21 protein-coding genes and 1 pseudogene are annotated in these 24,127 nt (G+C 68.7%); 18 read left to right on the top strand and 4 right to left on the bottom strand.

Annotated features, from left to right (window positions below):
* Positions 1-2: 2 nt before the first annotated feature.
* A complete protein-coding gene (locus TBR22_RS26535; protein WP_239490863.1) occupies positions 3-1,412 on the bottom strand; it encodes a sigma-54 dependent transcriptional regulator in 1,410 nt (469 codons plus the stop codon).
* Between the two features lie 90 nt (positions 1,413-1,502).
* Here TBR22_RS26535 and TBR22_RS26530 point away from each other — a divergent pair, with 90 nt between their 5' ends.
* Both TBR22_RS26530 and TBR22_RS26525 read left to right on the top strand, forming a co-directional pair.
* Positions 1,503-1,730, top strand: a complete 228-nt coding sequence (locus tag TBR22_RS26530) for a hypothetical protein (protein WP_239490862.1) — start codon at positions 1,503-1,505, stop codon at positions 1,728-1,730.
* Positions 1,731-2,065: 335 nt separating this feature from the next.
* Positions 2,066-2,608, top strand: a pseudogene (locus TBR22_RS26525) (sigma-70 family RNA polymerase sigma factor); the annotation flags it as partial.
* A 191-nt stretch (positions 2,609-2,799) separates the two neighbouring features.
* On the opposite strand, the gene TBR22_RS26520 reads toward TBR22_RS26525, so the two are convergent.
* Positions 2,800-4,395, bottom strand: a complete 1,596-nt coding sequence (locus tag TBR22_RS26520) for an ATP-binding protein (RefSeq protein WP_239490861.1) — start codon at positions 4,393-4,395, stop codon at positions 2,800-2,802.
* A 165-nt stretch (positions 4,396-4,560) separates the two neighbouring features.
* Here TBR22_RS26520 and TBR22_RS26515 point away from each other — a divergent pair, with 165 nt between their 5' ends.
* A complete protein-coding gene (locus TBR22_RS26515) occupies positions 4,561-5,268 on the top strand; it encodes a CsgG/HfaB family protein (protein ID WP_239490860.1) in 708 nt (235 codons plus the stop codon).
* A 149-nt stretch (positions 5,269-5,417) separates the two neighbouring features.
* Here TBR22_RS26515 and TBR22_RS26510 read toward each other — a convergent pair whose 3' ends face one another.
* Together TBR22_RS26510 and fabZ are read right to left on the bottom strand one after the other, a co-directional pair.
* On the bottom strand, positions 5,418-5,897 hold the full coding sequence (locus tag TBR22_RS26510; RefSeq protein WP_239490859.1) for a transposase: 480 nt from the start codon (positions 5,895-5,897) through the stop codon (positions 5,418-5,420).
* Positions 5,898-6,155: 258 nt separating this feature from the next.
* Entirely contained in the window at positions 6,156-6,614 is a 459-nt protein-coding gene (gene fabZ, locus TBR22_RS26505; protein WP_239490858.1) for a 3-hydroxyacyl-ACP dehydratase FabZ, read from the bottom strand.
* 140 nt (positions 6,615-6,754) lie between these two features.
* On the opposite strand from fabZ, the gene TBR22_RS26500 reads away from it, so the two are divergent.
* The 15 genes from TBR22_RS26500 to TBR22_RS26425 all read left to right on the top strand — a co-directional run bounded on the left by TBR22_RS26500 (position 6,755) and on the right by TBR22_RS26425 (position 24,113).
* On the top strand, positions 6,755-8,548 hold the full coding sequence (locus TBR22_RS26500) for a GAF domain-containing SpoIIE family protein phosphatase (RefSeq protein ID WP_239490857.1): 1,794 nt from the start codon (positions 6,755-6,757) through the stop codon (positions 8,546-8,548).
* 140 nt (positions 8,549-8,688) lie between these two features.
* Positions 8,689-9,600, top strand: coding sequence for a serine hydrolase (locus TBR22_RS26495; RefSeq protein WP_239490856.1), 912 nt, complete (start codon positions 8,689-8,691; stop codon positions 9,598-9,600).
* A 367-nt stretch (positions 9,601-9,967) separates the two neighbouring features.
* Entirely contained in the window at positions 9,968-10,471 is a 504-nt protein-coding gene (locus tag TBR22_RS26490) for a UpxY family transcription antiterminator (protein WP_239490855.1), read from the top strand.
* A gap of 247 nt (positions 10,472-10,718) precedes the next feature.
* Positions 10,719-11,318, top strand: a complete 600-nt coding sequence (locus tag TBR22_RS26485) for a polysaccharide biosynthesis/export family protein (RefSeq protein WP_239490854.1) — start codon at positions 10,719-10,721, stop codon at positions 11,316-11,318.
* A gap of 3 nt (positions 11,319-11,321) precedes the next feature.
* On the top strand, positions 11,322-12,821 hold the full coding sequence (locus TBR22_RS26480; RefSeq protein ID WP_239490853.1) for a hypothetical protein: 1,500 nt from the start codon (positions 11,322-11,324) through the stop codon (positions 12,819-12,821).
* The gene (locus TBR22_RS26475; protein ID WP_239490852.1) at positions 12,822-14,444 is read left to right on the top strand and encodes a GNVR domain-containing protein; all 1,623 of its coding nucleotides are present in this window, start codon (positions 12,822-12,824) and stop codon (positions 14,442-14,444) included. It begins immediately after the preceding gene.
* Positions 14,441-15,178, top strand: a complete 738-nt coding sequence (locus TBR22_RS26470; protein ID WP_239490851.1) for a CpsD/CapB family tyrosine-protein kinase — start codon at positions 14,441-14,443, stop codon at positions 15,176-15,178. Before TBR22_RS26475 ends, TBR22_RS26470 begins: the two co-directional genes overlap by 4 nt.
* Positions 15,179-15,387: 209 nt before the next feature.
* Positions 15,388-15,804: a hypothetical protein gene (locus TBR22_RS26465; protein ID WP_239490850.1), complete on the top strand. Its 417-nt coding sequence runs from the start codon at positions 15,388-15,390 to the stop codon at positions 15,802-15,804.
* A gap of 91 nt (positions 15,805-15,895) precedes the next feature.
* Positions 15,896-17,014, top strand: coding sequence for a sugar transferase (locus TBR22_RS26460; protein ID WP_239490849.1), 1,119 nt, complete (start codon positions 15,896-15,898; stop codon positions 17,012-17,014).
* Complete coding sequence (locus tag TBR22_RS26850) at positions 17,015-17,494, top strand: acyltransferase (protein WP_305068759.1); 480 nt, start codon at positions 17,015-17,017, stop codon at positions 17,492-17,494.
* Positions 17,495-17,842: 348 nt separating this feature from the next.
* Positions 17,843-18,787, top strand: a complete 945-nt coding sequence (locus TBR22_RS26445; RefSeq protein ID WP_370651559.1) for a Gfo/Idh/MocA family protein — start codon at positions 17,843-17,845, stop codon at positions 18,785-18,787.
* Positions 18,788-18,790: 3 nt separating this feature from the next.
* Entirely contained in the window at positions 18,791-20,152 is a 1,362-nt protein-coding gene (locus tag TBR22_RS26440; protein ID WP_239490847.1) for a hypothetical protein, read from the top strand.
* Positions 20,149-21,177: a GNAT family N-acetyltransferase gene (locus tag TBR22_RS26435; RefSeq protein WP_239490846.1), complete on the top strand. Its 1,029-nt coding sequence runs from the start codon at positions 20,149-20,151 to the stop codon at positions 21,175-21,177. Before TBR22_RS26440 ends, TBR22_RS26435 begins: the two co-directional genes overlap by 4 nt.
* Before the next feature lie 125 nt (positions 21,178-21,302).
* A complete protein-coding gene (locus TBR22_RS26430) occupies positions 21,303-22,505 on the top strand; it encodes a DegT/DnrJ/EryC1/StrS aminotransferase family protein (RefSeq protein ID WP_239490845.1) in 1,203 nt (400 codons plus the stop codon).
* A gap of 111 nt (positions 22,506-22,616) precedes the next feature.
* Positions 22,617-24,113, top strand: coding sequence for a hypothetical protein (locus TBR22_RS26425; RefSeq protein WP_239490844.1), 1,497 nt, complete (start codon positions 22,617-22,619; stop codon positions 24,111-24,113).
* Positions 24,114-24,127 lie beyond the last annotated feature (14 nt).

Below are 24,127 nucleotides of genomic sequence, written 5' to 3'. Positions count from 1 at the left end.
CGTCAGAGCAGTCCGTCCCCGAGTCCCATCCGCTCGAGTCGCTTGATCTTCTCGACGAGCGTCGTGCGTTTGACGCCGAGCAGGTCGGCCGCGCGACTGCGGTTCTGCTCGGTGCGCGCCAGCGCCTGCGTGATGTACACCCGCTCGACGAGCGCCAGCTCGCGCTCGAGGTCCATGCCCTGTTCCGGAAGGGCGATGGCCACGCCACGCTCGCCGGGCTTGTCGCCGCGCACGTCGGGCGGCAGCACGCTGACGTCGATCTGCGAGCGTCCCGGGCTCAACGCCAGCGCCCGCTCCACCGTGTTCTCGAGCTGTCGGATGTTGCCCGGCCAGTCGTGCGCCATCAGCCGCCGCATCGCCTCTTGCGAGAACGTCACGTCGGTGCGCGGCGGCACGGCCTGCGCGCCGAGCCGTTGCAGCATGTCGCGCACCAGCAGCGGCACGTCGTCTCGCCGATCGCGCAAGGGCGGCAACTGCACCGGGATCACGTTCAGCCGATAGAACAGGTCCTCGCGGAAGGTGCCCGCCTTGACCATCGCCTCGAGGTCGGCGTTGGTGGCCGCCAGCACCCGCACGTCGATCTTGATCGGCCGCGCCTCGCCGATCCGCTCGACCTCCCGCTGCTGCAGGGCCCGCAGCAGCTTGGCCTGCAACGGCATCGGCATCGTGCCGATCTCGTCGAGGAACAGCGTGCCGCGATGGGCCACCTCGAAGCGGCCGGGCCGGGCTGCCACCGCGCCCGTGAACGCGCCCTTGGTGTGGCCGAACAACTCCGCTTCGAGCAGCGACTCCGGGATGGCGCTGCAGTTGAGCGCCACGAACTTCTCGCCGGCCCGCGGACTGAGCTGGTGGATCGCCCGCGCCACGAGCTCCTTGCCCGTGCCCGTCTCGCCGAGGATCAGGATCGTGCTGGTCGTCGGCGCCACCGTCTCGACGACCTTGAACACCTCCTGCATCGCCGCGCTTCGACCCACCAGCTGGTCCAGTCGGTATCGCTCGCGCAGCTGCTCGCGCAGGTAGGTGTTCTCCTCGCGCAATCGCTGGCGCTCCAGCGCCCGCCCGAGGGCGAGGTCCAGCTCTGCCAGCTGGAACGGCTTGGTGACGAAATCCGCCGCCCCCTGCCGGATGGCCTCGACGGCGGCGCGAATCGAGCCGTGCCCGGTCACCACCAGCACGACGATGTCCGGGTAGCGCGCGCGGGCCGCCTGGAGGACCGCGGTGCCTTCGCCGTCGGGCAGGCGGAGGTCGGTGAGGACCACGTCGAACGCAAAACCCTCGAGTTGTTCGAGGGCCTCGGCCACGGTCGAGGCTTCGGTGACGGCGAATCCCGAGCCCGACAGGTACTCGGCAACTCCGCGTCGGAAGGCGCCTTCGTCATCGACGAGCAGGAGTGGACGAGCCGCGGCGGTCATGAAGCGTCAGTATTTTGACACAACTCGCGGGGCATGCCTCTACAGGCCCGCGACGGGCGGTCCGATACCACCTCTCGGTACGGCCCTCACATGACCTCCCTTGGCCCGCTGGGCGACCTCTTCCACAAGCTGAACAATCACCTCGGCATCGTTCTGGTCAATGCGGAGTTGATCGAAGCGAAGTGTCCGGACCCGGGAACCCGCACCAGGGCCGCCGACGTGGTGCAGGCCGCGGTCGGCGCGCTCGACGCCGTCAAGGCGATCCAGCGCCAGCTGCCGACCGACCTGCTCGACGCGGACGGGTCGTCAAAAAACTAACGGCCATCACCTGTCGGATAGCCAAAATATTGACGAATACACATTGTTGACCTTTTGACCGGCGCCAAATTGCCCTCAAATTGATCAACATAAGTTGCTGTAATAAAAGGGCTTACAAACAAGAACCCAGCGACAAGCTTCTCCTGTCACGTATTTGGCACCGTCGTTGCTCTGACACCAGTCGGCGCCGGTGCGAACCCGGCCCGGCCGACTCCCAGCCGGCGTGCGAGTGACAGGAGACTGACGTGTTGCAGCCCCTTCGTGAAGACCAGCAGAGTCGGGTAATCGCCAGCCGGGCGTTCGTGGAAGCCCTGGCCCGTCGCGTCGCGGCCTCCATGCCGTCGGGCGTCGACGTCGGCGACCTCGTGCAGGACGGCATGCTCGGCCTCATCGACGCCGTGCACCGGTATGACGAGGGTCGCGGCATCCGCTTCGAGACCTTTGCCGAGCGCCGGGTCCGTGGCGCCATGATCGACGCGCTCCGCCGCGACGCCTGGCCGCGCGGCGTCCGCCGCATCCGCCGTGAGCTCGAGGCGGCGCGTGAAGCGCTTCGGGCGTCCACTGGCGCCGAGCCGTCGCTGGCCGACCTGGCCGCGCACCTCGGCACCGACGAGGAGCGCCTCGGTCGGACCATCGTCCGCATCAACACCATCGAGGCCACTTCGGCCGCGTCCGGCGGTGACAGCGAGGACACCAACCTGCCGCCCGGGTGCGTCCCGACGGCCACCCCGCTGCCCGACGAGCGCTATGCCCTCGTCGAGCGCCGCGAGCGGCTCCGCCAGGCCATGGCGAAGCTCCAGCCCCGCGACCGCAGGCTCCTCTCCCTCTATTACTTCCAGGACGCGACGATGAAGAGCATCGGGCAGGCGCTCGGCGTCAACGAGTCGCGGATCTCGCAGTTGCACGCCCGCGCCCTGACGCGCCTGAAGGACGCCCTCGTCGCCTGCGGCTACACCGACGGCGCGACGCGCATGGCGGCGCTCGTCGACCTGCAGCAGGCCCGCAGCCAGCGCGCCACCGGGCACGACGCCGTGCTCGACGCCGCCTCGCCGAAGGGCAAGTTGCTCACCTATCCGACGACGTCGCGGACGACGCGCAGGAGTTCGGCGAGTCGGAACGGCTTGGCGAGCCAGCGACAGCCGCTCTCGTCGAGGAACCTGGCGGCCTCGGTGCCGGTCACGTCGCCGGTCACGAAGATCACCCGCCGCGCCTGAGGCGGCGAGATCGCCGCGATGGCCCGGTAGAACGTCGGGCCATCGACGCGCGGCATGCGCAGGTCGCAGATGACGGCGTCGAACGTCTGCGCCTGCGCCCGCGCCAGCGCCTCCTCCCCATCCCCCGCCATCGTCACCTCGAACCCCGCGTCACGCAGCGTGTCGGCCACCGCCCCGGCCAGCGCCGGCTCGTCGTCGGCCAGCAGCACCCGGAGGCCTTCGCCGAAGCGATCCGAGGTGTCGGCGACCACGGTCGTCTGCATGCGCGGCGCCTGGACGGTCGCGCCTGCGGCCGGGAGCACCACGGCGAAGCGCGCGCCCTGACCGGGCGTCGAGTCGACGTCGATGCGTCCGCCGTGCTCGGCGACGATGGCCTGGACCACGGCCAGTCCGAGGCCGGTGCCTTCGCCGACGTCCTTGGTGGTGAAGAACGGATCGAAGATGCGACTCACGACGTCGGGCGACATGCCCGGGCCGTCGTCTTCCACCTCGATCCGGACGTGATCGGTGTCTTCCATCGCCGTGCGCACGCGGATGCGCCTGCCGACGTCGGCGCGCAGCATGGCGTGCTCGGCATTGATCAGCAGGTTGAGCACCACCTGCTGCAACTGGTGAGGGTCGGCGAAGACGTCCGGGAGGTCGTCGGCCAACTCGGTCGCCACGCGTAGTCCCGCGCGATCGAGGTCGGCCTGGCGCAGGCGGACGGTCTCGGCCACCACCTCGTTGAGGGGAACCATCAGGCGCGTCGTCTGGCGCTTGCGGGCGAAGGTCAGCAGTTGGCGGGCGATGCGGGCGGCGCGCTCGGCTTCCTTGTGCAGGGTGTGGAGGCCGCTAGCCAGCGGCGTGCGTGCGCCCTGCAGGCGCAGCCGTTCGGCGAGCGCGAGGATGGCGCCGAGCGGGTTGTTCAGCTCGTGCGCGACTCCCGACATCGTCTGGCCGAGCGCCGCCATCTTCTCGGCCTGCAGCAGTTGCTGGTACAGGTCGCGCGACTGCTCCTCCCGTCGTCGCCGCTCGCCGACGTCGCGGACGAGCACGTAGGCGAAGGGGGAGGGCGGTGTGTCCCCTTCGACTCCGCATAGGGCAAGCCAGCCCGCCGTTGGTCCGTTCGTCGGGCCCGCACCGACGACCGCCGTGATCTCCACGTGGGCGATCGTCCCGTCGGCCCGCCGCAACCGCGCCGTCGCGTCGACGACGGGTTGCCGTTCACGCAGCGCCGTGCGCAGCCGATTGCGCTCTTCGGGATCGACCCACGCGGCTTCGGCAAACAGGTCGGGTGGGGTGCCGCTCGCGCCGCGGAGCAGTGCGATCAGGGCAGGATTGGCGGCGACGGTGCGCCAGGGGCCCTCGTCCGAGGGCGCGACGACGGCGAGGCCGACGGGCAGGAGATCGGCCAGGGTCTGCCACGGCTGTTCGTCCGGAGGGTGACCGTCCGTTTCGATCAGTGCGGCCATGCGCGGGGCCACTCTAGCACGTGGCCTCGCAGCGCCCGGGAGGAGCCTCCCGCCGCGCGGCTTCAGGCTGGCTGGAGCCGCACCCGGGCACGGGCCACGAAGGGCCCGCAGGTAGGGCCGGACGTCCCATCCGGCCGGAACTCGGAAAGGGTCATGGAGAAGTTCATGCGTACTTTGCTTCGTTCGTTCGTGGCCGCCGGTGTGGTGGCGCTGTCGGTGGTGGCGGTGGCGCAACCCGCGGCGGCGCAGTCCAAGCGTCCGACCGTCGCCGTGCTGGATCTCGACTTCGGCAGCGTGCAGCAGTGGTGGTCGGGGAACTGGGACATCGGCAAGGGCGTGGCCGACATGATCGTCGACGAGTTGGTCAACGACGGGTCGTTCCGGATGATCGAGCGCAAGCGCCTCGACGCCATCCTCGCCGAGCAGAACTTCTCCAACAGCGATCGTGCCGATCCGAGCGCCGCCGACATGGCCAAGATCGGCAAGGCGCTCGGCGTGCAGTACCTGCTGGTCGGGTCGATCACCAAGTTCGGCACCGAGAACAAGAACGTCGGCGTCGGCGGTGGCGGCTGGGGCGGCGGCAACTTCGGCCTCGGCAAGGTGGGCACGTCGAAGGGCAAGGCGACCGTGGCGCTCACCGTGCGCATGATCGACGCCTCGACCGGCGAGATCATGATCAGCGCCAAGGGCCAGGCCGAGTCGTCGCGCAGCGGCCTGCTGCTCGGTGGCGGCGGCGGGTCGGGGGCGGCGGGCTTCGGCGACGTGCAGATCGGCTCGTCGGACTTCCGCGAGACGATCCTGGGCGAGGCCACCGAGAAGGCCGTCGCGCAGGTGACCACCAACCTCGTGGCCAAGAAGGCGAACCTGCAGTAACCGAGGCAGGGCGCGGTGAGGTGGGATTGGGATAGGTAGGGCGCGGTCGAAGTGGAATAGGTAGGGCGCGGTCTCCGACCGCGCCGTTGGTCCGCGGAGGTATCGCTAACGGCGCGGTGAGGACACGGCGCCCTACCGCTGTGGCGCTGTCACCAGGTCCAGAAGTACGGCCACTCCTCCGGCCTGGCGGCCAATCCCGCACGCACCGGATTCATCCGCAGGTACTCCACCTTTGCGTCGAAGTGCTCATCGCGACGCAGGCGGTGCTCGAAGAAGTCTCGCTGCCACTCGATGCCGGCCTGGCGGGCGAGGTACCGCTTCCAGTAGGTCACGGTGTGGTCGAGGCTCGTCTCGGGCGACACCGTCGCGATGAGGTGGACGTGGTCCGGCATCAGTACGCACGCGTGCAGGCGCCACGTCGCTCGGGCCTGCTGGAACTCCAGCGAGGCGTGGATCAGCGCGGCAACCGTGTCGTGGCACAACTGATTGAGGCGGCGTGGTCGCGTGCACACCGTGAGCAGGTATGTCGAGGGTGACCGACGCTCCGTCCGTGTGCCGTGCGGCAGCAACCGCCGGACGGGCAGCCGCAGGTCATCGATCCACTCTTCCCACGCCTCGGGCATGGTCATGGGTTCAGCGAAGGGTGTGCCAGCGGGATGGCGCGATGTCGCCGCAGGCGGGCGCCCGCCGAGTGCGGGAACTGCGACGGAGCGGAGCGTCGCGGTGTGCGGATCATGGAACAGCCGGCCAGCTACGGCGCGGTCATCCCTTCGACTTCGCTCAGGGCAAGCGACCGCGCCGTTGGTCCGCGAGGTATCGCCAACGGCGCGGTGGGGACACCGCGCCCTACCTCTTGTAGGGTGGGACACCGCGCCCTACCTGAGCGATTAGCCCTGTGGTTCGTTGCGGGGGCCGAGCGCGAAGGTCATCGTCCCTTCGGCGACCACCTGATCGCCGACCCGCGCGAACCCCTTGAGCACGCCCATCCGGCTGCGCAGGCGCTGCACGTGCGCCTCGATCACGACCGTGTCGCCCGGGTGCACCGGCTTGCGGTAGCGGACGCGCTCGATGCCCATGAAATAGATGAGCTTCTCGCGGTTCTCGGGCTTGGCGAGGATCAGGATGGCTCCAACCTGCGCCACCGCCTCGGTGAGGATGGTCGGCGGCAGCACGGGCAGCTGCCCGTGCACGCGCGACAGGTAGCTCTCGTCACCGGTCACGTTCTTGATGCCGACCACGCGGGTGTCCACCTCGAACTCCGTGATGCGGTCGACGAGGAGGAACGGGTATCGATGCGGCAGGATCCGCTCGATGGCCTGGTAGTCGAAGGGGACGGTCAGCTCCATGCGCTCCGGCAGTATAATCCGCCCGTCACCACGGCACTGACGGCCCAGGGCCCCAGCTGTCGGCACTCCTGTCTCGTCCCTGCACCGCGTGGACCCGAACCGGCCACGGCGGAGCCGTCCCGATCCCAGAGCCCCGGCCCGTGACCGACCTGACACAGACCAGCGACTTCGTCCGGACCGCGCGCGCGATCAGCGACCAGGAAACGCTGCGCACGCTGTTCGACCTGGGCCGCCGGGTCATGTCGGTGCTGTCGCTCGAGGAGCTGCTCGAGACCATCCCCCGGCTCATCGAGCGGCTGATCCATTTCGACGCCTTCGCCATCTACATGCTCGACGGCGCCGGCACCGGCCTGCACGTCGACTACTCGATCGGCTACCCCACCGGGGTGGCCGAGTCGATCCGGCTGGCCATCGGCGAGGGCCTGGTCGGCATGGCCGTGCAGGACCGGCGCGCCATGCTGGTCAACGACCTCGAGAACGACCCGTACTACAAGGGCTACGTGCCCGGCATGCGGGCCTCGATCGTCGTGCCGCTGGTCTACCGCACGCGCACCATCGGCGCCCTCAACATCCTCAGCGCCCACCGCCACGCCTTCACCGAGAAGGACCTCGCCATCGTCCGCCAGTTCGGCGTGCACGCGGCGACGGCGCTCGAGAACGCGCGCCTCTACACCAACGCGGCCAAGAACGCGCAGGTGTTCGAGTCGCTGCTCGAGATCAGCCGCGAGGTGTCGTCGATCCTCGACGTCGACCTGCTGTTCGAGCGCATCGCCGCGGTCACCCGCAAGGTGATCGACTACAAGGCGTTCGCCATCATGCTGATGGACGCCTCGTCCAAGCGCCTCGAGATCAAGCACCTGGCCTCGCCCTACGGGGTCAACGAGAAGGTCACCAGCATCGAGCTCGGGCAGGGCGTCACCGGGTACGCGGCGCTCCACAAGGAGGTCGTGGTGGTCGGCGACGTGCGCGAGGACCCGCGCTACATCGAGCTGTTCGACACCATCACCTCGGAGATGGCCGTGCCCCTGATCTACCAGGGGGACTGCATCGGCGTGCTCGACCTGAGCACCGAGGAGCGCGACGCGTTCGACGCCCACGAGGTGGAGTTCGCCACCCTGCTCGGCGGCCAGTTCGCCATCGCGATCCAGAACGCGCGGCTGTACCACGAGCTCTCGACCAACCAGGCGCGCATCGAGCGCGAGCTCCGCTTCGCGCAACGCGTCCAGGCGGCGCTGCTGCCGCAGGAAGTGCCGTCCCGCATCCGCGGCCTCGACATCGCGGCGCGCTTCGACGCGGCCCGCGAGCTCGGCGGCGACTTCCACGACTACCTCGATCCGCTCGCCAACCAGCTCGTGGTGGCGCTCGGCGACGTGTCGGGCAAGGGCGTGCCGGCGGCGCTCTACGCGGCGTTCGCGTCGGAGCTGGTGCGATCGCGCACCTTCCGCAAGCGGTACATGCCGACGGCGATCACCCCGGCGACCGTGCTGCAGGTGGTCAACACGATCCTGCACGAGCGGCAGCTCGAGGAGATGTACTGCACGCTCTGCTACAGCCTCTTCGACGTCAAGCGACGCACCGTGACGATGTCGAATTCGGGCGTGCCGTATCCGCTGAAGATGAGCGCGAGCGGCGAGATCACGTGGCTCGACGTGACGGGCGTGCCGCTCGGATCGTTCCCGGCGATCGAGTACGACGAGTGCGTGGTCCCTTACGCGAAGGGCGACGTCTTCCTGTTCTACTCCGACGGCGTCTCCGAGGCGATGGACGCCGATGGCGACGAGTTCGGCCGGGAGCGCATCGCCGAGGTGATGCAGGCGCAGCGCGGGAAGACCGCCCGCGAGATCGTCGATGCAATCTTCGTCGCCATCGAGGCGTTCCGCGGCGACGCCGAGCAGAACGACGACATCACGGCCCTCGCCGTCCGCGCCCTGTGATCGCCGACCTCGTCCTCGCATCGATGCTGGACACAGGTAGGGCGCGGTGTCCCCACCGCGCCGTTGGCCCGGACCTCTGTTCCACCCCGCCGTTGGTTGCTGGCCCTGCTAACGGCGCGGTCGGAGACCGCGCCCTACCTGTGGCGTTCGCGGGCGCAAGCGAAGCAAGCGCCCCCGCAATTGCGAATTTCAAATCTGAAATTGCCGCCGCACAGCCCGACGCCAAGCGCGCCGAGCTCGCGGAACGCCTCACGCGGGAACTCGAGCGCATCGCCTCGGGCGTCGACGGCAGCGTCTCGTACCTGATCGTCGACCTCACCTCCGGCGAGCGCTTCGCCCGCCGCGCCGACGAGCCGTTCCCGACGGCCTCGGCGATCAAGATCGGCATCCTCCACGAGCTGTTCGTGCAGGCCGACGCCGGCCGCGTCCGCCTCGACGACCCTCGGCCGCTGCCGCCGGCGGCGCGGGTCGGCGGGTCGGGCATCCTGCAGCGCCTCTCGTCGCCGCAGCTCTCGCTGCGCGACCACGCGATGCTGATGATCCTGCTCAGCGACAACTCGTCGACAAACGTGCTGATCGACGCGCTCGGCATGGAGACGATCACCTCGCACATGCAGGCGCTCGGCGCGACGGGCTACCGGCTCCGGCGGCGGATGATGGACGCCGCGGCGGCGGCGCGCGGCGAGGAGAACGTCGCCAGCGCCAGCGACCTGGTCGTCGTGATGGACGCCCTGCGCACCGGGCGCGGCCTCACGTCGGCGAGCCAGGCCGAGGCGACGCGCATCCTGCGCGAGTACGGCCCGACGGCAATCCGGGCCGGCATACCGGCCGACGTGCAGGTGGCGGCCAAGCCCGGCGGGCTCGACGGCGTCCGCACCGAGGTCGCCTGGGTGGATCTGAAGGGGCGCCCCTACCTGATCTGCGTGATGACCAGCTTCCTCGTCACCGACGCCGATGGCGACCGGGCGATTACGGAATTGTCACGCACGGCATATCAGTACTTCTCTCGCCTCGCCCGAGCCGGGGTTGAAGGCAGATTGTTCTCCCGGTAAATCTTTCCGTAGGGAAACAAACCTGAGCAGGATTGTAAGTGTAGGGATATCTGACGCCACATTTACGTGATCGTCGGAATCCCTTGCAACTTCGCACTCGGAATGTGCTACGGTTGCGGTCTGCCCAGCGAGCCAGAACTAAAGTTGGCTCGCCGTTGCCGATTCTGTATGTGCGGCAGCGACTCGCGGCAGCAAGCAAGACTCGGCCAGGCGACGCGCCCGGACTGGATGTCCCTTCGAACCTCAGGAATGGGACTGACGGGGCGGTAGCCTACCCAGGGAGAGGTAGGGCGGCGTGTCCCACGCCGCCGTTAGCCCGACTCCAACGAACGGCGCGGTCGGAGACCGCGCCCTACCCTCAGTTCTGATGGAACGCGCGCTCGACTGGTTCGCCCTTCGCGTCAAGCCCCGCACCGAGCGCGTCGTCGCCGACGCCCTCGCCGGGAAGGGCTACGAGCAGTTCCTGCCGCTGCACAAGGAGCGCAAGCGCTGGTCCGACCGCGTCAAGATGGTCGAGACGCCGCTCTTTGCCGGCTACGTGTTCTGCCGGTTCGACGTCCAGCAGCGGTTGCCGATCCTGACCACCCCGGGCGTGATGCACGTGGTGGGCATCGGGCAGACGCCGTACCCGATCGACGAGGCCGAGATCGCGTCGCTGCGCGTGGTGGCCGACTCGGGCCTGCAGATGGAGTCCTGGCCCTACCTGCACGTGGGCCAGCGCATACAGATCGTGTCGGGGCCGCTCACCGGCGCCTCCGGCATCCTTCAGTCGGTCAAGAGCAGGGATCGCCTGGTCGTGTCGATTTCGTTGTTGCAGCGCTCGGTGGCCGTGGAGGTCCCGGAGCACTGCGCCTGGCCAGCTTCGGCCTGAACAGACGCTGACGAGCACCCAGGCCGACGCCTCCCCGCCGGCCTGCACACGGCGCGTGTCGACCCCTCCCCCCGAGGCACGCTGCCGGTCGCCGCTCACGCGGCGGCACCGCTGCTCCCACAACCGCCCCTGACGTGCGACGCACTCGTTCCTTCGTGAACGAACCGGCGGCGCCACCCGTATGGATTCTCGATCTGTAAGCTCGGCCGACACACGGCCGTCATGCCGGCCCGAGGTCACCGCGAGCATGTCCGTCTTCCGTTCCTGTATCGCCCTGCTGTTGCTGCTGGCCTCGCTCGCTGCTCCGGTCGCCGCCCAGGCGCCTGCCAAGCCGACGGGTCCGACCGTGGCCACCGAGCCCGGCTTCACGATCGGCCCCGAGGACGTGCTCGGCGTGCTCGTGTGGCGTGAGGCCGACGTCAGCGGCGACGTCACCGTGCGCGCCGACGGCATGGTGACCCTGCCGCTCATCCGCGACGTCAAGGCCGCGGGGCTCACCCCCAATGAGCTAGCCGAGCAGATCCAGACGGCGCTGCGCGAGTTCATCACCGACGCGTCGGTGACCGTGGTGGTGCGCCAGATGAACAGCCGCAAGGTGTTCATCACCGGCGAGGTCGGCAAGCCCGGCGCCTATCCGTTGACGGCGCAGACCACCGTGATGCAGCTCATCGCGATTGCCGGCGGGCTCACCGAGTTCGCCTCGAGCAACGACATCACGGTGATGCGCATGGAGGACGGCCGCAGCGTGTCGCACAGGTTCGAGTACAAGGACGTGGCCAAGGGGAAGAAGGCGGAGCAGAACCTCGTGCTGCGCCCCGGCGACACCGTGGTGGTTCCCGAGAAGTAGCGCGTGCGATCCACCTTCTGCTGCGGCGTGGTGATGACGATGGTGCTGGCGGGCGTGGTGTCTGCGCAGCAGCCTGCGCCTGCGCCGCCGCCGCAGGCGCCCGGCGGCACGCCGCCCGCGCCGCCCGAGAAGCCGGTCGAGAAGCAGGAGCCGGTGCGACAGGGGCGTGCAGGTCGGGTGTCGCGTCGCGAGCCGCGGCAGCCAGCCGCGCCGATGGGCGGCTCGATCACGGATGCGCGGCTCGAACGTCAGGGCGGCCCTTTGCGCCGGACGCTGAGCCTCAACTCGACGCTGCTCGGCGGCTACGACGACAACCTCGTTGGCGGAACCGGTCCCGGTGGCGGCGCGCCACAGTTGCCCGACGCCATGCCGAGCGGGTCGGTCGGCACATTCGACAGCACCCTGGCGTGGTACCAGGGCAACAACCGACACTCGATTCAGCTCGATGGGACCGGACGCGCATTCGCATACCCACAGTACCTGGACGGCGTCGTGCCTGGCGCAACCGCGAATGTTGCGGTGACGACCACGATGGGCCTCAGGACGAAGCTCAATGCATCGCAGGCCGGCGGCTACGACCCGTTCTTCAACACCTTCGCGCCCGACTCGGCGGGTGTGCCACTCCCGCCCAGCGTCGACCAGGCGGTCTCGGCGGCTGGCTTGTTCGAGCGACGGTCGTGGGTATCGACGTCGCAGGTGGGACTCACGCAGCAGTGGACCCGCCGGATGTCGATGACGGCCACGTATGCGTATGGACTGCGGGACTTCACCGACGGCAGCGACGGCGACAACAGGTCGCACACGGCCAGCGCCGGTTATCGCCACGTGCTCTCGGACAGTCTCCGTCTCCGCGGCGACTATCGATATACCGATATCGAAACCACCGAGTTCGATGGAATGGTGCGCCCCAACACCACGGAGCGTATCGAGGGTGGCTTCGACGGCGAGCACGAGGTGTCCCGAACGAGCCTGGTGTCCTGGACGCTCACCGCCGGCGTCGGCCGGGTCGAGTCGACCTCGGGTGTCGAGCGCGTGCCGTTCACCGACAGCATGCCGGTCGGCACCGCGAGCCTCAAGGTGCCCCTGTCGTCCACGTGGTATCTCGAAGGCGGCTACCAGCGCGACTTCCGCCTGCTCCAGACCGTGACCAGCGAGCTCTACGCCGCTGACACGGCGACGCTGACGCTCGGCGGCTTGATCGGTCGCCGTACCACGCTGCAGCTCATCGGTTCTTACGGTGATTGGCAACCCCCCGTCGCCTCCGGCGTGACCAGCACGCTGGAGGTACTGGGGGCCAGCCTTCAACTCCAGCACATGCTGACCGACGTGCTCGGCGTGGTCTGCAACTACAGCTACTACAACCACCGCTATACCAATTCAGGCGAGCTGCCCGACGGGTTCCCGCCGCGCTACGACAGGAACTCGGTGCGGATCGGCGTCACCGTGCGGCTGCCGATCGCGGGCGATCGCCAGTTGTCATCGGTCGGAAGGCAAGTGCAGTAGATGCTCCCGGGTCGTCAACTCTCAATCGGTGCGCTCGTCGCCGCCCTGCGTCGCTGGCGCTGGCTGGTCATCGTCCCGGCCGTGATCGGCATCATGGGCGGGCTGCTGGCGTCGCGGTTTCTCCCGAGCCTGTATCGGTCCGACGCGCTGATTCAGATCGTGCCGCAGCGCGTCCCCGAGTCGTACGTCAGCGCCACGGTGACCGAGGGCGTCGAGGACCGGCTTCGCGCCATCAGCCAGCAGGTGCTGAGCCGCACGCAACTGGAGAAGCTGGTCACCGACTTCAACCTGTTTCCGGAGGAGCGCGGCAAGCTGCCGATGGAGGACGTCATCGAGCGCATGAAGGCGCGCGTGACGATCGAGCCCGTCGTCGTCGCGAGATCGAGCACACAGCGCAACACAGAGAGCGAGGCGTTCCGGATTGCCTTCGACTACGAAGAGGCCGGGACCGCCCAGAAGGTCGTCGAGCGCCTCGCCAGCTTCTTCATCGATACCAACGCCCGTGAGCGTGGCACACAGGCCGAGCAGACGAGCGCCTTCCTCGAGGCGCAGATGGCCGACGCCCGCTCGCGCCTCGAGGCACAGGAGCAGAAGCTCAAGGATTTCCGTGAGCGGAACGCAGGTCGCTTGCCCACCCAGGCGCAGGCCAACATGCAGGCGATTCAGAACGCACAGCTCGGCCTGCAGGCCGCCGTCGAGTCGTTGGCCCGCGACAAGGACCGGAAGTTGATACTGGAGCGCTTGCTCAACGAAGCCGAGTCCGACGAGACGCCGGCAGCGCCGACGGCCGGTACGCCCGACGCCGTCACCGGTGTGCCAGCGGGCGCCACGCCGGCCCAGCGGCTCGATGCCGCGCGCACGGCGCTGTCGCAGATGGAACTGCGCCTGAGCCCCAAGCACCCCGACGTGGTGCGCATGAAGCGGCTGATCGCCGATCTCGAAGCACAGGTGGAATCGGCAGCGCTGCAGCGGCCGCTCGGTGGCGACGACACGGCCGCCCAGCCGGCCCTCTCGCCCGAGGATGCACGCCGCCGCGACCGCCTCCGCGTGCAGCGCGCCGAGCTCGAAGCCCTCGACCGGCAGATCACGTTCAAGACCAATGAGGAGCGTCGCCTGCGTGGTGTGATCGCCGCGTACCAGAGTCGTCTCGAGGCCGTGCCCGGCGTCGAGTCAGAGTGGGTGGCACTTACTCGCGACTACGACACGCTGCAGGCGACATATCGCGAGTTGCTCTCGAAGAGCGAGAACTCCAAGATGGCCGCCAGCCTCGAGCAGCGGCAGATCGGCGAGCAGTTCCGCATCCTCGACCCGCCGCGCGTCCCGCAGAAGCCGTTCAAGCCGAACCGTCCGCAGATCAACGCCATGGGCGCGGTTGCCGGCATGGGGCTGGGCCTGGCGCTCGTCGGCCTGATGTTCTTCACCGATTCGACGATGCGCACCGAGGCTGACGTGACGGGCGCCGTGGACCTGCCGGTCCTCGTGCTGCTGCCCTATGTGACCACTGCCGACGACCTCGCGCGGCAGAAGCGGCGCGTATGGGTAGAGGCGGCAGCGGTCGCCGCGCTGCTCGCGACGGTGGCCGCACTCGTCTTCGTCCTCAAGCTGTGGCGGTACGTGCTGTGAGTCCCTTCAGGCGCAGGAAGAGCGTCGTCGCCATGGCCGCCGCGCACGACGCCGGCGCGGCAGACAGGCTGCTGTCGGCCGCCAACGCCGGGCCGCTGCTCGTCGAGCAGTTCCGCAATCTCGCCGCGTCGCTGAACCGGTTGCACCAGGAGGGCAAGCTGCGCACCCTGCTGGTCACCTCGCCGGCCCCCGGCGACGGCAAGAGCAACGTGGCCATCAACCTGGCGCTCACGCTGAGCGACTCGTATCGCCGCAAGGTGCTGCTCGTGGACGCCGACATGCGCCGCCCGACCTTGCACCGCCTGTTCGGCGTGCACGCCACGCCGGGCCTGCTCGAGGCGCTCAGGGCCGACGTCGAAGGCGACCCCGTCGTCCACGCGGTCAACGACAAGCTCGATCTGCTCACCGCCGGCCGCCAGCAACCCAACCCGGTAGGCGACCTGTCGTCGGCCCGCCTGCCGCGCCTCATCTCGTCGGCCGCGTCCCGCTACGACTGGGTGATCGTCGACTCGCCGCCGGTGGCCGGCCTGGCCGACGCGCGCATTGTGGCGGAGACCGTGGACGCCGCGGTGCTGGTGATCAGGGCGGGGGTCACGCAGTTCCCCGAGGTGCAGGCGTCGGTGGACGCGCTGGGACCCGAGCGGATCCTCGGCGTGATCCTCAACGCCGTGGATGCGTCGGAAATCCGCCGCGAGGACTACTACAGTCACTACTACGGAGCGTCAGACGAGTAGCCCCTTTCAAGCCTTTAGTCTCCCGGTGGGATGTATATCGGATCGCGGACTGCCTCTGTGGCAACCCCACCAGACATCCTCATCTCGTTCGTAAGGCCCTGCTTCTATTGACCTTGCGCCGCACGAGCCAGTTCGACCGGACAGCTCCGCGCACCTCTGCCACAGTGGCGTTCCGTTTGCTTCAGGTAGTCACCTGAGGGTTGGTGGTCATGCCCAGTTCCCAGTTCGACACGATCCGGGTGCTCGAGTCGAGAGACGACGGGCCGTACGACGAGGAGACCTTCGGGTACCTCCTGTCGCTGGAGCAGGCGCGCGCCGCCCGTGCCGGCCAACCCCTCTGGCTGCTCGTGGCGTGCCTCGACACGCCGCGAGCCACGCCGATGGCACCCCGCGTGGTGGCCCGGCTGCACGTCGGGCTGCGTCAGACCCTGCGCGACACCGACGTCATCGGCTGGCACAAGGCGGGCGTCGAACTGGCCGCGGCGCTCTCCACCGTGCCGCCCGATACGGCGGCCTTCGCGGCTCGCGTCGAACGCGCCCTGGCGGCCGGTCTGAAGCCCGCCGTGGCGCGAACCCTGCGCGTGTCGGTCGTGCGCATCGACGACCGGAAGCTGGCAACCGCATGAACCTCACCGGTAGGGCGCGGTGTCCCTGGGCACCGAAGCGCTTGGCGCGAAGGTGGCCCCACCGCGCCGTTGGTCAAACGAGGCACACGACGTGAGCGCAACACATCTCAAGGCCGCCGGCCGCGTGGAGAGGGTCACCTCGCGCCCAGGATCTGCCGGGCAGCCCGACGCGTACATCCTCGGCCAGGCGGTGCTGCGGCAGGCGCTCGTCAGGGAGCGCAAGCGCGCCGAACGTCAGGGCCTGACGTTCGCCGTCCTCGTGATCGACAGATCCCACCTGGCTGCCGGCGAGGCCGACTGGGCACCCATCGTCCGCGCCGCCGTCGCGGCCCGTCGCAACGAGGACGCCGTCGGCTGGCTCGAAGACGACGCCGTGCTGGCCGTGATCGTGCCCGACGCGACCCGCGACACCACGCATGCCCTCGGCCGCCGCCTTCGGCAGCACGTCGCCACCAGCCTCGGCGAGGCCGGCGACGCGCTGTCCACGCGCCTCTACGTGCATGGTCCTGACAGCGACGACTTCGGCGGTCACCTGCCGTCGGTGGACCTGCTCATCGAGGCCTTCATCCAGTCGCATCGCCCGGAGCCGCGCGATGTCGCCAAGCGCGCCCTCGACATCGTCGGCAGCCTGGCTCTGCTCGCGTTGTTCTCGCCGGTCATGCTCCTGGCATACCTCGCGGTGAAGTTCACCTCGCGCGGTCCGGCCCTGTTCCGGCAGGTCCGCATCGGCCGTCGCGGCGAGCCCTTCGAGATGCTCAAGTTCCGGAGCATGCGCACCGACATGAGCAGCGCGATCCACCAGGAGTACGTCACCTGGTTCATCACACAGAGCGGCAAGCAGGAGCGCACCGGCACCGAGGTGTTCAAGCTCACCGCCGACCCGCGCATCACGAAGGTGGGCCACTGGCTGCGCAAGACCAGCCTCGACGAGTTGCCGCAGTTCATCAACGTGCTGCGCGGTGACATGTCGCTGGTCGGGCCGCGCCCGCCGCTGCCCTTCGAGGTGGACAAGTACCAGCCCTGGCATCGTCGCCGCGTGCTCGACGCCAAGCCCGGCATCACCGGCCTGTGGCAGGTGAAGGGCCGCAGCCGCACCACCTTCGACGAGATGGTGCGCATGGACCTGGAGTACGCACGGACGCGCTCGCTCTGGGCCGACGTGAAGATCATCGCGGCCACGCCGCTCGCGATGGTCAAGGGGGCGATGTAGGTGGATCCGTTCCTGGCCATTGCGCCCGACGTCAAGCTCGGTCGCGACGTCAAGCTCTCGAAGTTCATCAACCTGTACGGCTGCGAGATCGGCGACGAGACCAAGATCGGCGCCTGCGTCGAGATCCAGAAGGGCGTGGTGGTCGGCAAGCGCTGCAAGATCTCCAGCCACACGTTCATCTGCGAAGGCGTGACCATCGAGGACGAGGTCTTCGTGGGCCACGGCGTCACCTTCACCAACGACGTCTACCCGAGGGCGACGACGGCTGGCGGCGCGTTGCAGACAGAGGCCGACTGGACGGTCGAGCCGACGCTCGTGAAGAAGGGCGCATCCATCGGCTCCGGAGCCACCATCCTCCCTCGCCTCACCATTGGCGAAGGCGCCATCGTCGGCGCCGGCAGCGTGGTCACCAGGGACGTCGCCCCATTCACGATCGTCGTCGGCAACCCGGCGAAGTTCGTCCGCCCCGTCGATCAATAGATGGGGCGCGGTCTCCGACCGCGCCGTTGGACCCGCTAACGGCGGGGTGGCTTGCCCTGAGCGAAGTCGAAGGGGACACCCCGCCCTACCTGTGCGGATGATTCAGACCGCGACCGCCTCCCCGGTCGCAAGACAGACGCAAGCCCCTCCCACGTGTAGCCGTCGCGCTCGCGCGACGGTCAGTGATCCAGGCGACCCATCGTCGTCCGTCGTAGCCGTCGACCTTGGCAGGCGGCAAGTAGCCGTCGACCTTCAGGTCGACGGTCAGTGAGGTCTTCCCTCGTGAATCGCATCCGCGTCGGCGTCATCGGCTACGGCTACTGGGGCCCCAACATCGTCCGCAACCTGATGGGCATCGACGGCTGCGAGGTCGCCGTCGTGTGCGACCGCAGCGAGAAGGCCCTGCAGCGCGTCCACCGCACCTATCCGGGCATGCGGGTCACCACCGATCACGCAGAGGTATTGACCGCGTCCGACATCGACGCCGTGTGCATCATCACGCCGGTCTGGACGCATTACGAGCTCGCCAGGACCGCGCTCGAGAACGGCAAGCACGTCTTCGTGGAGAAGCCGTTCACGTCCACGTCGCAGCAGGCCGAGGAGCTGATCGAGCTGGCCGGGAAGCGAAACCTGCGGATCATGGTGGACCACACCTTCCTCTTCACGGGCGCCGTGAGGAAGATCCGTGAGCTCGTGGACGCCGGGGCGATGGGCCAGTTGCTGTACTTCGACTCGTCGCGCATCAACCTCGGGCTGTTCCAGCACGACGTGAGCGTGATCTGGGACCTGGCGCCGCACGACCTCTCGATCATGGACCACGTGATCCGCGAGGAGCCGCAAGCGGTGGTGGCCACCGGCGGCACGCACTTCGGCAAGCACGCCGACATCGCGTTCCTCACCATCTACTACCCGAACAACGTGCTGGCGCACATCAACGTCAACTGGATGTCGCCGGTGAAGGTGCGCACCACGCTCCTTGGCGGCACCGAGAAGATGCTGGTGTGGAACGACCTCGACGTCGACGAGAAGATCAAGGTCTACGACAAGGGCGTCACGGTGACCAGCGCCGAGGGCGTCTACGACCTGCTGGTGAGCTACCGATCGGGCGACGTGTGGTCGCCGAAGGTGGCGCAGGTGGAGGCGCTCACCGCGGAGCTCTCGTACTTCGTGGAGTGCGTCACGAGCGGCGAGACGCCCTTCAACGACGGCGTGGCTGGCCTGCGCGTGGTGCGCATGCTCGAGGCCGCCGATCGTTCGCTCGCCGAGCGCGGCACGGTGATCCCGCTCGGCTGACCGATGACGCACCCGCTGGTCGAGTACTACCGGTGTCCCGATCACCTCGCGGTGGTCGAGACCGCCGAAGGGCTGCCCGCGGAGCCGCGCTACTTCCGCCTCGGTCACGGCCTGGCCTACGGACGCCATCGCCCTCCGGATCGGGCGCAGGCGGTGGACGGGCCGGTCGAGGTATCGGACGGGGTCGTCGTGCAGGGCGACCGCCTGGTCACGCCGTTCGACCTGGCGGAGGCCGTGGACAACCTGCGTGGCGAGCGCTATCCCGAAGCGCTGACCGCGATCGCCGACCTCTCGCGCGTGAGCCTGAAGCGCCTTGCCTACTACGGCGTGCGCCCCATCCTCACCGTCGGCGTGCGCAAGCACCTGCAGCGCCTCCACTGGCGCGGGTGGGAGCAGATCAGTTTCCCGCGCTGGCCGGTGGACACCTCGGTGGAAGCGGTGATGCGCCGCGTGGTGGGGCTGGCGCTCGAGCACGGCGCGGTGGGCGAGTTCCCGTTCATCTGGTTCTGGCCCGACGGCGCGTCGAGCTGCGTGATGATGACGCACGATGTCGAAGGCGCGGCGGGTGCCGACGCCTGCGATCGGCTGATGGACGCCGACGCGGCGCACGGCGTGCCCTCCTCGTTCCAGGTGGTGCCCGAGGCACCCTGGTCGACGCGCACGCGGACGCGCAGCCTGGTGGGGCGCATGCGGGCGCGCGGCTTCGAGGTGAACGTCCACGATCTCAGCCACGACGGCACGCTGTTTCGCAATCGCGACAGGTTCCTGCGGCATGCCGCGACGATCAACGCGCGTGGCCGCGAGTTCGGCAGCCGCGGCTTCCGGTCGGGCGCGATGTACCGTCGGCAGGACTGGTTCTCGGCGCTCGACATCTCCTACGACATGTCGGTGCCCAACGTGGCGCACCTCGAGCCGCAGCGCGGCGGCTGCTGCACCGTGATGCCCTACTTCAACGGGCACGTGCTGGAACTGCCGCTCACCACGTCGCAGGACTACACGCTGTTCAACGTGCTCGGGCGGCACGACACCGGGCTGTGGCAGCAGCAGATCGACGCAATCCTCCGTGAGCACGGCCTCCTCAGCTTCATCGCGCATCCCGATTACCTGCTCGACGAGCGCGCCTGGGGCGTGTACCTGCAGTTGCTGGGGATGCTCCAGGGGTTGCGGGACGAACACGGCGCGTGGATGGCGGCGCCTGCCGACGTGGACCGCTGGTGGCGCGAGCGGCAGGAGATGAGCCTGGTGCACGAGGACGGCGAGTGGACCGTCACCGGCGCCGGCAGCGAGCGGGCCCGGGTGGCGTGGGCAAGGCTCGACGAGGGTCGGGTGGTGTACGACGTGTCGCCGGCCAGGAGGGCGGCGTGAACGCACCCGTGCACACGATGGATCCGCTCGCCGACCGGCGGTGGGACGCGTTCGTGGCCAGGCATCCGCGCGCCTCGGTCTTCCACGGGCGTCACTGGCTCGAGGCGCTGCAACGTACGTACGGTTACCGGCCATTCGTGCTCACCACGACCGACGCCGGGCCGCTGGCCAATGGCCTCGTGGCGTGCGAGGTGCGCACCACTCTCGCGCGCCGCCTCGTGTCGCTGCCGTTCTCCGACCACGCGGACGTGCTGGCCGACGATCCGGCGCACGAGTCCGCGCTCTGCGAGGCGCTCGCAGCCCGCACGCGCGATGGCCACTGGCGCTCGGTGGAGGTGCGCGGCCAGGCGCACCAGTCGGCGCTCGCCGCCGGCGCCACGTATGCGTGGCACGTGCTCGATCTGCAGCGCACGCCCGACGAGATCTTCGGCGCGTTCCACCCGTCGAGCACGCGTCGCGCCATCCGCCGTGCCGAGCGTGAAGGCCTCGTCGTCGAGGTCGGCCGGTCGGAGGCGCTCCTCGGCGAGTTCTTCGCCCTCTTGCGCCAGGCGCGACGACGGCACGGCGTGCCGCCGCAGCCGCTCGCGTGGTTCCGCAACCTCTCGGCGAGCTTCGGCGATCGCCTGTCGGTGTACGTGGCGCGGAAGGCGCACGATCCGGTGGCAGCGATTCTCACCCTGCGCGCCGGCACGACGCTCGTGTACAAGTACGGCGGGTCGGACGCGCGCCACCACGCGCTCGGTGGCATGCCGCTGCTGTTCTGGACGGCCATCCGGCAGGCGCGCGCCGATGGCGCGGCACGGCTCGACCTCGGTCGTTCCGACCTCGACCAGCCTGGCCTGATTGCCTTCAAGGACCATCTCGGCGCGGAGCAGCGCCGGCTCACGTACCTGCAGTGGCCTGCAGCGGCGACGCGGCGCCAGCCACCCGGCGCGCTCGGCCGCGCGGCGCGGCGGCTCCTGGCGCACCTTCCCGACCCGTTGTTCGACCTCACCGGCCGCCTCGCCTACCGCCATCTGGGCTGAAAGAGGTAGGGCGCGATGTTCGACCCAGGTAGGGCGCGGTCTCCCCTTCGACTCCGCTCAGGGCAAGCGACCGCGCAGGTAGGGCGGGGTGTCCCACCCCGCCGTTAGTAGAAAGCACAATGACCATGACCCCAACTCCCGTCCCGTTCCTGGACCTCGTGACGATACATCGCGAGCTCGAAGACGAACTCGTCGAAGCCTTCCGGCAGTCGCTGCGGTCAGCCGCGTTCATCGGCGGCGCGCAGGTGGAGGGCTTCGAACGCGAGTTCGCCGAGTACTGCGGCAGCACGCACTGCGTCGGCGTGGCCAACGGCACCGATGCCGTCCGGTTCGCCCTGATGGCGGCGGGCGTGAAGCCTGGCGAGGCCGTGGTCACGGTGGCCCACACCTTCATCGCGACGTGCGAGGCGATCAGCCAGGCTGGCGCGGCCACCGAGTTCGTGGACATCGACCCGCGGACGTACTGCATGGACCCGCAGGCGCTCGAGGCGTACCTCGCCGGGTGCCGCAGGGACTCGGCCACGGGCCGACCGCTCGGACAGCGCACCGGGCAGCCGATCACCGCGGTGGTGCCGGTGCACCTGTACGGCCAGGTGGCCGACATGGACGCGATCCTCGCCATCGCCGCGAAGTACGACCTGATCGTGGTGGAGGATGCCTGCCAGGCGCACGGCGCCGAGTACCACTGTGCCGACGGCACCTGGAAGCGCGCGGGCACGTTCGGCAAGGCAGCGGCGTTCAGCTTCTACCCGGGCAAGAACCTCGGCGCGTGTGGCGAGGCCGGTGCGGTGACCACCGAGGATCCGGAGGTCGCCAGGACCATCCGCATGCTGCGCGAGCACGGGCAGGCGCAGAAGTACTACCACGACCTCGAGGGTTACAACGGCCGGCTCGACGCGGTGCAGGCGGCCTTCCTGCGCATCAAGTTGCGTCGGCTTCCCGGATGGACGACGCAGCGGCGCGAGGCGGCGTGCCGTTACAACGACCTGCTCGGTGGCCTGCCCGACGTGACGACGCCGTACGAGGGTGAGCGGAGCCGGGCGGTGTACCACCTGTACGTGATCCGGCACCCGGAGCGCGATGCCCTCGCCGATCACCTGAAGGCGCAGGGCGTGTTCACGGGCCTGCACTACCCGCAGCCGGTGCACCTGCAGAAGTGCTACGTGGAGTGGGGCTACAAGGAAGGCTCGCTTCCGGTGACCGAGCGCGCGGCAAGGGAGATCCTGTCGCTGCCGATGTTCCCGGGGCTCAAAGCCGAGCAGCAGGCGCTTGTGGCTGCGGGCATTGCTTCCTGGCAGCAGCGCGCCGAACTGAGCGGCGTGCAGTAACGGATGATTGGCGTCGTGGCCGGCCCTGACGACTGGGCGATCGTTAGAGAATTCTTTCAGTTGTTCAAGATCGCCTGGGAACCCGCTGCGTCTGGGCAGTACTACCGCGCCGTGATCACGAACATCGAACTTCCGGCCGACGTCAAGGCTGATGTCGTTGTGGCATTCGGAAGTGCGCGACAGGAGATCGATCGGGCAAACGAGGTCATACTCGTTGCTCGTCCGTCCGGCCGGCAGACCGAAGTGGCTGGGGTCAGGACCTGGCTGCACCGGCATTCGTGTACCTTCGAGTGCCCCACTGGCGGCCTCGATCTGTCATCAGGGGGAGTGGAGTACAGCACCGGCCTTGCGGGCTGCGTCTGGCACCGCGTAGGGTACGACCTCTTCGCTGAAGTTCGCCACCTGCTGACCGAGGGACAGGGCACGGAGCAAGCGACATGGCCGTCGCTCGACCTGCATATCGAGGCGCTCAAGCAGATCCTTCGGAACAACCAGGTCACGTTCGTCGAGGTTGAACCACGGCCGTCGGGGTTCCCGTTCATCTGTTGCTTGACGCACGACATCGACTTCGCCGGTATGCGTCGGCATGGCGTCGACCGAACCATGGCGGGCTTCCTGTCCAGGGCAAGCCTCGGCACCCTACGGGACCTGGTCAACGGGCGCCGAACGTGGTCTGAGGCTTTGAAGAATCTAGGTGGCGTGCTCTCGTGGCCACTGGTCTTGCTGGGCCTCAAGTCCGATCCCTGGCGTCCTTTCGACGATTACAGCCTGGCCGACGCTTCGCGAAGCTCGACGTTCTTCGTCGTTCCCACGAGGAATCACGCAGGTGTGTCACCTCGGGGTGACGTCGAGCCGACGAGGGCGGTCCGATACCAGGCCGACGACGTGCGGGACGAGCTCGCGGCTGCGGCAGCGGAGGGCCGGGAGATCGCGCTGCACGGACTCGATGCCTGGCGAGACACAACGGACGCGGTGCGCGAGTGCGCTCGCGTCGGGGCCGCGTCGGGCCGTCCGGTGTCCGGCGTCCGGATGCACTGGCTATATTTCGACCAAGGCTCCGCTCGACGACTCGACGAGGCAGGTTTCGACTACGACTCGACATCAGGCTACAACGAAGCCGTGGGTTATCGCGCCGGCACATCACAGGCATTCATGCCCCCGGGTTGTACCCACCTCCTCGAGATTCCGCTCCACATCATGGACACGGCGCTCTTCTTTCCCGATCGACTCGGTTTGTCGACGGCTGAAGGCATCGCGCGCTGCGAGCCGATCATCATGCACGCGCGCAATGCTGGCGGCGCCATCATCGTGAACTGGCACGACCGTAGCCTCGTGGTGGAGCGGCAATGGGGGCGGGCCTACGACGCGTTGCTCGCCCAACTCGACGCACATGCGCCCTGGTACGCCACCGTCCGCGACGCCGTCGAGTGGTTCCGTTGGCGTCGGGCGATCGCCTTCAGCCGTACCAGCGATGGTAAGGTCGCCGTGCAGGCTCTCGCTGCACGACCGGGGCTGCCGGGCGCATTGTTCAAGGTGGATCGAGGCAGCGCCGGGCACACCGAGAGCCATGTGCTTGCACCGGCTTCGGCCTTGGTCGTGCAACTGTGACCAGCCAAAGCAGG

Origin of the sequence: Luteitalea sp. TBR-22 (assembly GCF_016865485.1) — a bacterium.
Classification (GTDB): Bacteria; Acidobacteriota; Vicinamibacteria; order Vicinamibacterales; family Vicinamibacteraceae; genus Luteitalea.
This window is presented reverse-complemented; position numbering and strand designations above follow the sequence as displayed.

Excerpts from the sequence above, each read along its gene's own strand:
- TBR22_RS26520 (WP_239490861.1), bottom strand. The coding sequence starts at position 4,395 with ATGGCCGCACTGATCGAAACGGACGGTCACCCTCCGGACGAACAGCCG.
- TBR22_RS26440 (WP_239490847.1), top strand. The coding sequence starts at position 18,791 with ATGACGCACCCGCTGGTCGAGTACTACCGGTGTCCCGATCACCTCGCG.
- TBR22_RS26510 (WP_239490859.1), bottom strand. The coding sequence starts at position 5,897 with ATGACCATGCCCGAGGCGTGGGAAGAGTGGATCGATGACCTGCGGCTG.
- TBR22_RS26475 (WP_239490852.1), top strand. The coding sequence starts at position 12,822 with ATGCTCCCGGGTCGTCAACTCTCAATCGGTGCGCTCGTCGCCGCCCTG.
- TBR22_RS26515 (WP_239490860.1), top strand. The coding sequence starts at position 4,561 with ATGCGTACTTTGCTTCGTTCGTTCGTGGCCGCCGGTGTGGTGGCGCTG.
- TBR22_RS26535 (WP_239490863.1), bottom strand. The coding sequence starts at position 1,412 with ATGACCGCCGCGGCTCGTCCACTCCTGCTCGTCGATGACGAAGGCGCC.
- TBR22_RS26530 (WP_239490862.1), top strand. The coding sequence starts at position 1,503 with ATGACCTCCCTTGGCCCGCTGGGCGACCTCTTCCACAAGCTGAACAAT.
- TBR22_RS26485 (WP_239490854.1), top strand. The coding sequence starts at position 10,719 with ATGTCCGTCTTCCGTTCCTGTATCGCCCTGCTGTTGCTGCTGGCCTCG.
- fabZ (WP_239490858.1), bottom strand. The coding sequence starts at position 6,614 with ATGGAGCTGACCGTCCCCTTCGACTACCAGGCCATCGAGCGGATCCTG.
- TBR22_RS26445 (WP_370651559.1), top strand. The coding sequence starts at position 17,843 with ATGGGCATCGACGGCTGCGAGGTCGCCGTCGTGTGCGACCGCAGCGAG.
- TBR22_RS26465 (WP_239490850.1), top strand. The coding sequence starts at position 15,388 with ATGCCCAGTTCCCAGTTCGACACGATCCGGGTGCTCGAGTCGAGAGAC.
- TBR22_RS26430 (WP_239490845.1), top strand. The coding sequence starts at position 21,303 with ATGACCCCAACTCCCGTCCCGTTCCTGGACCTCGTGACGATACATCGC.
- TBR22_RS26490 (WP_239490855.1), top strand. The coding sequence starts at position 9,968 with ATGGAACGCGCGCTCGACTGGTTCGCCCTTCGCGTCAAGCCCCGCACC.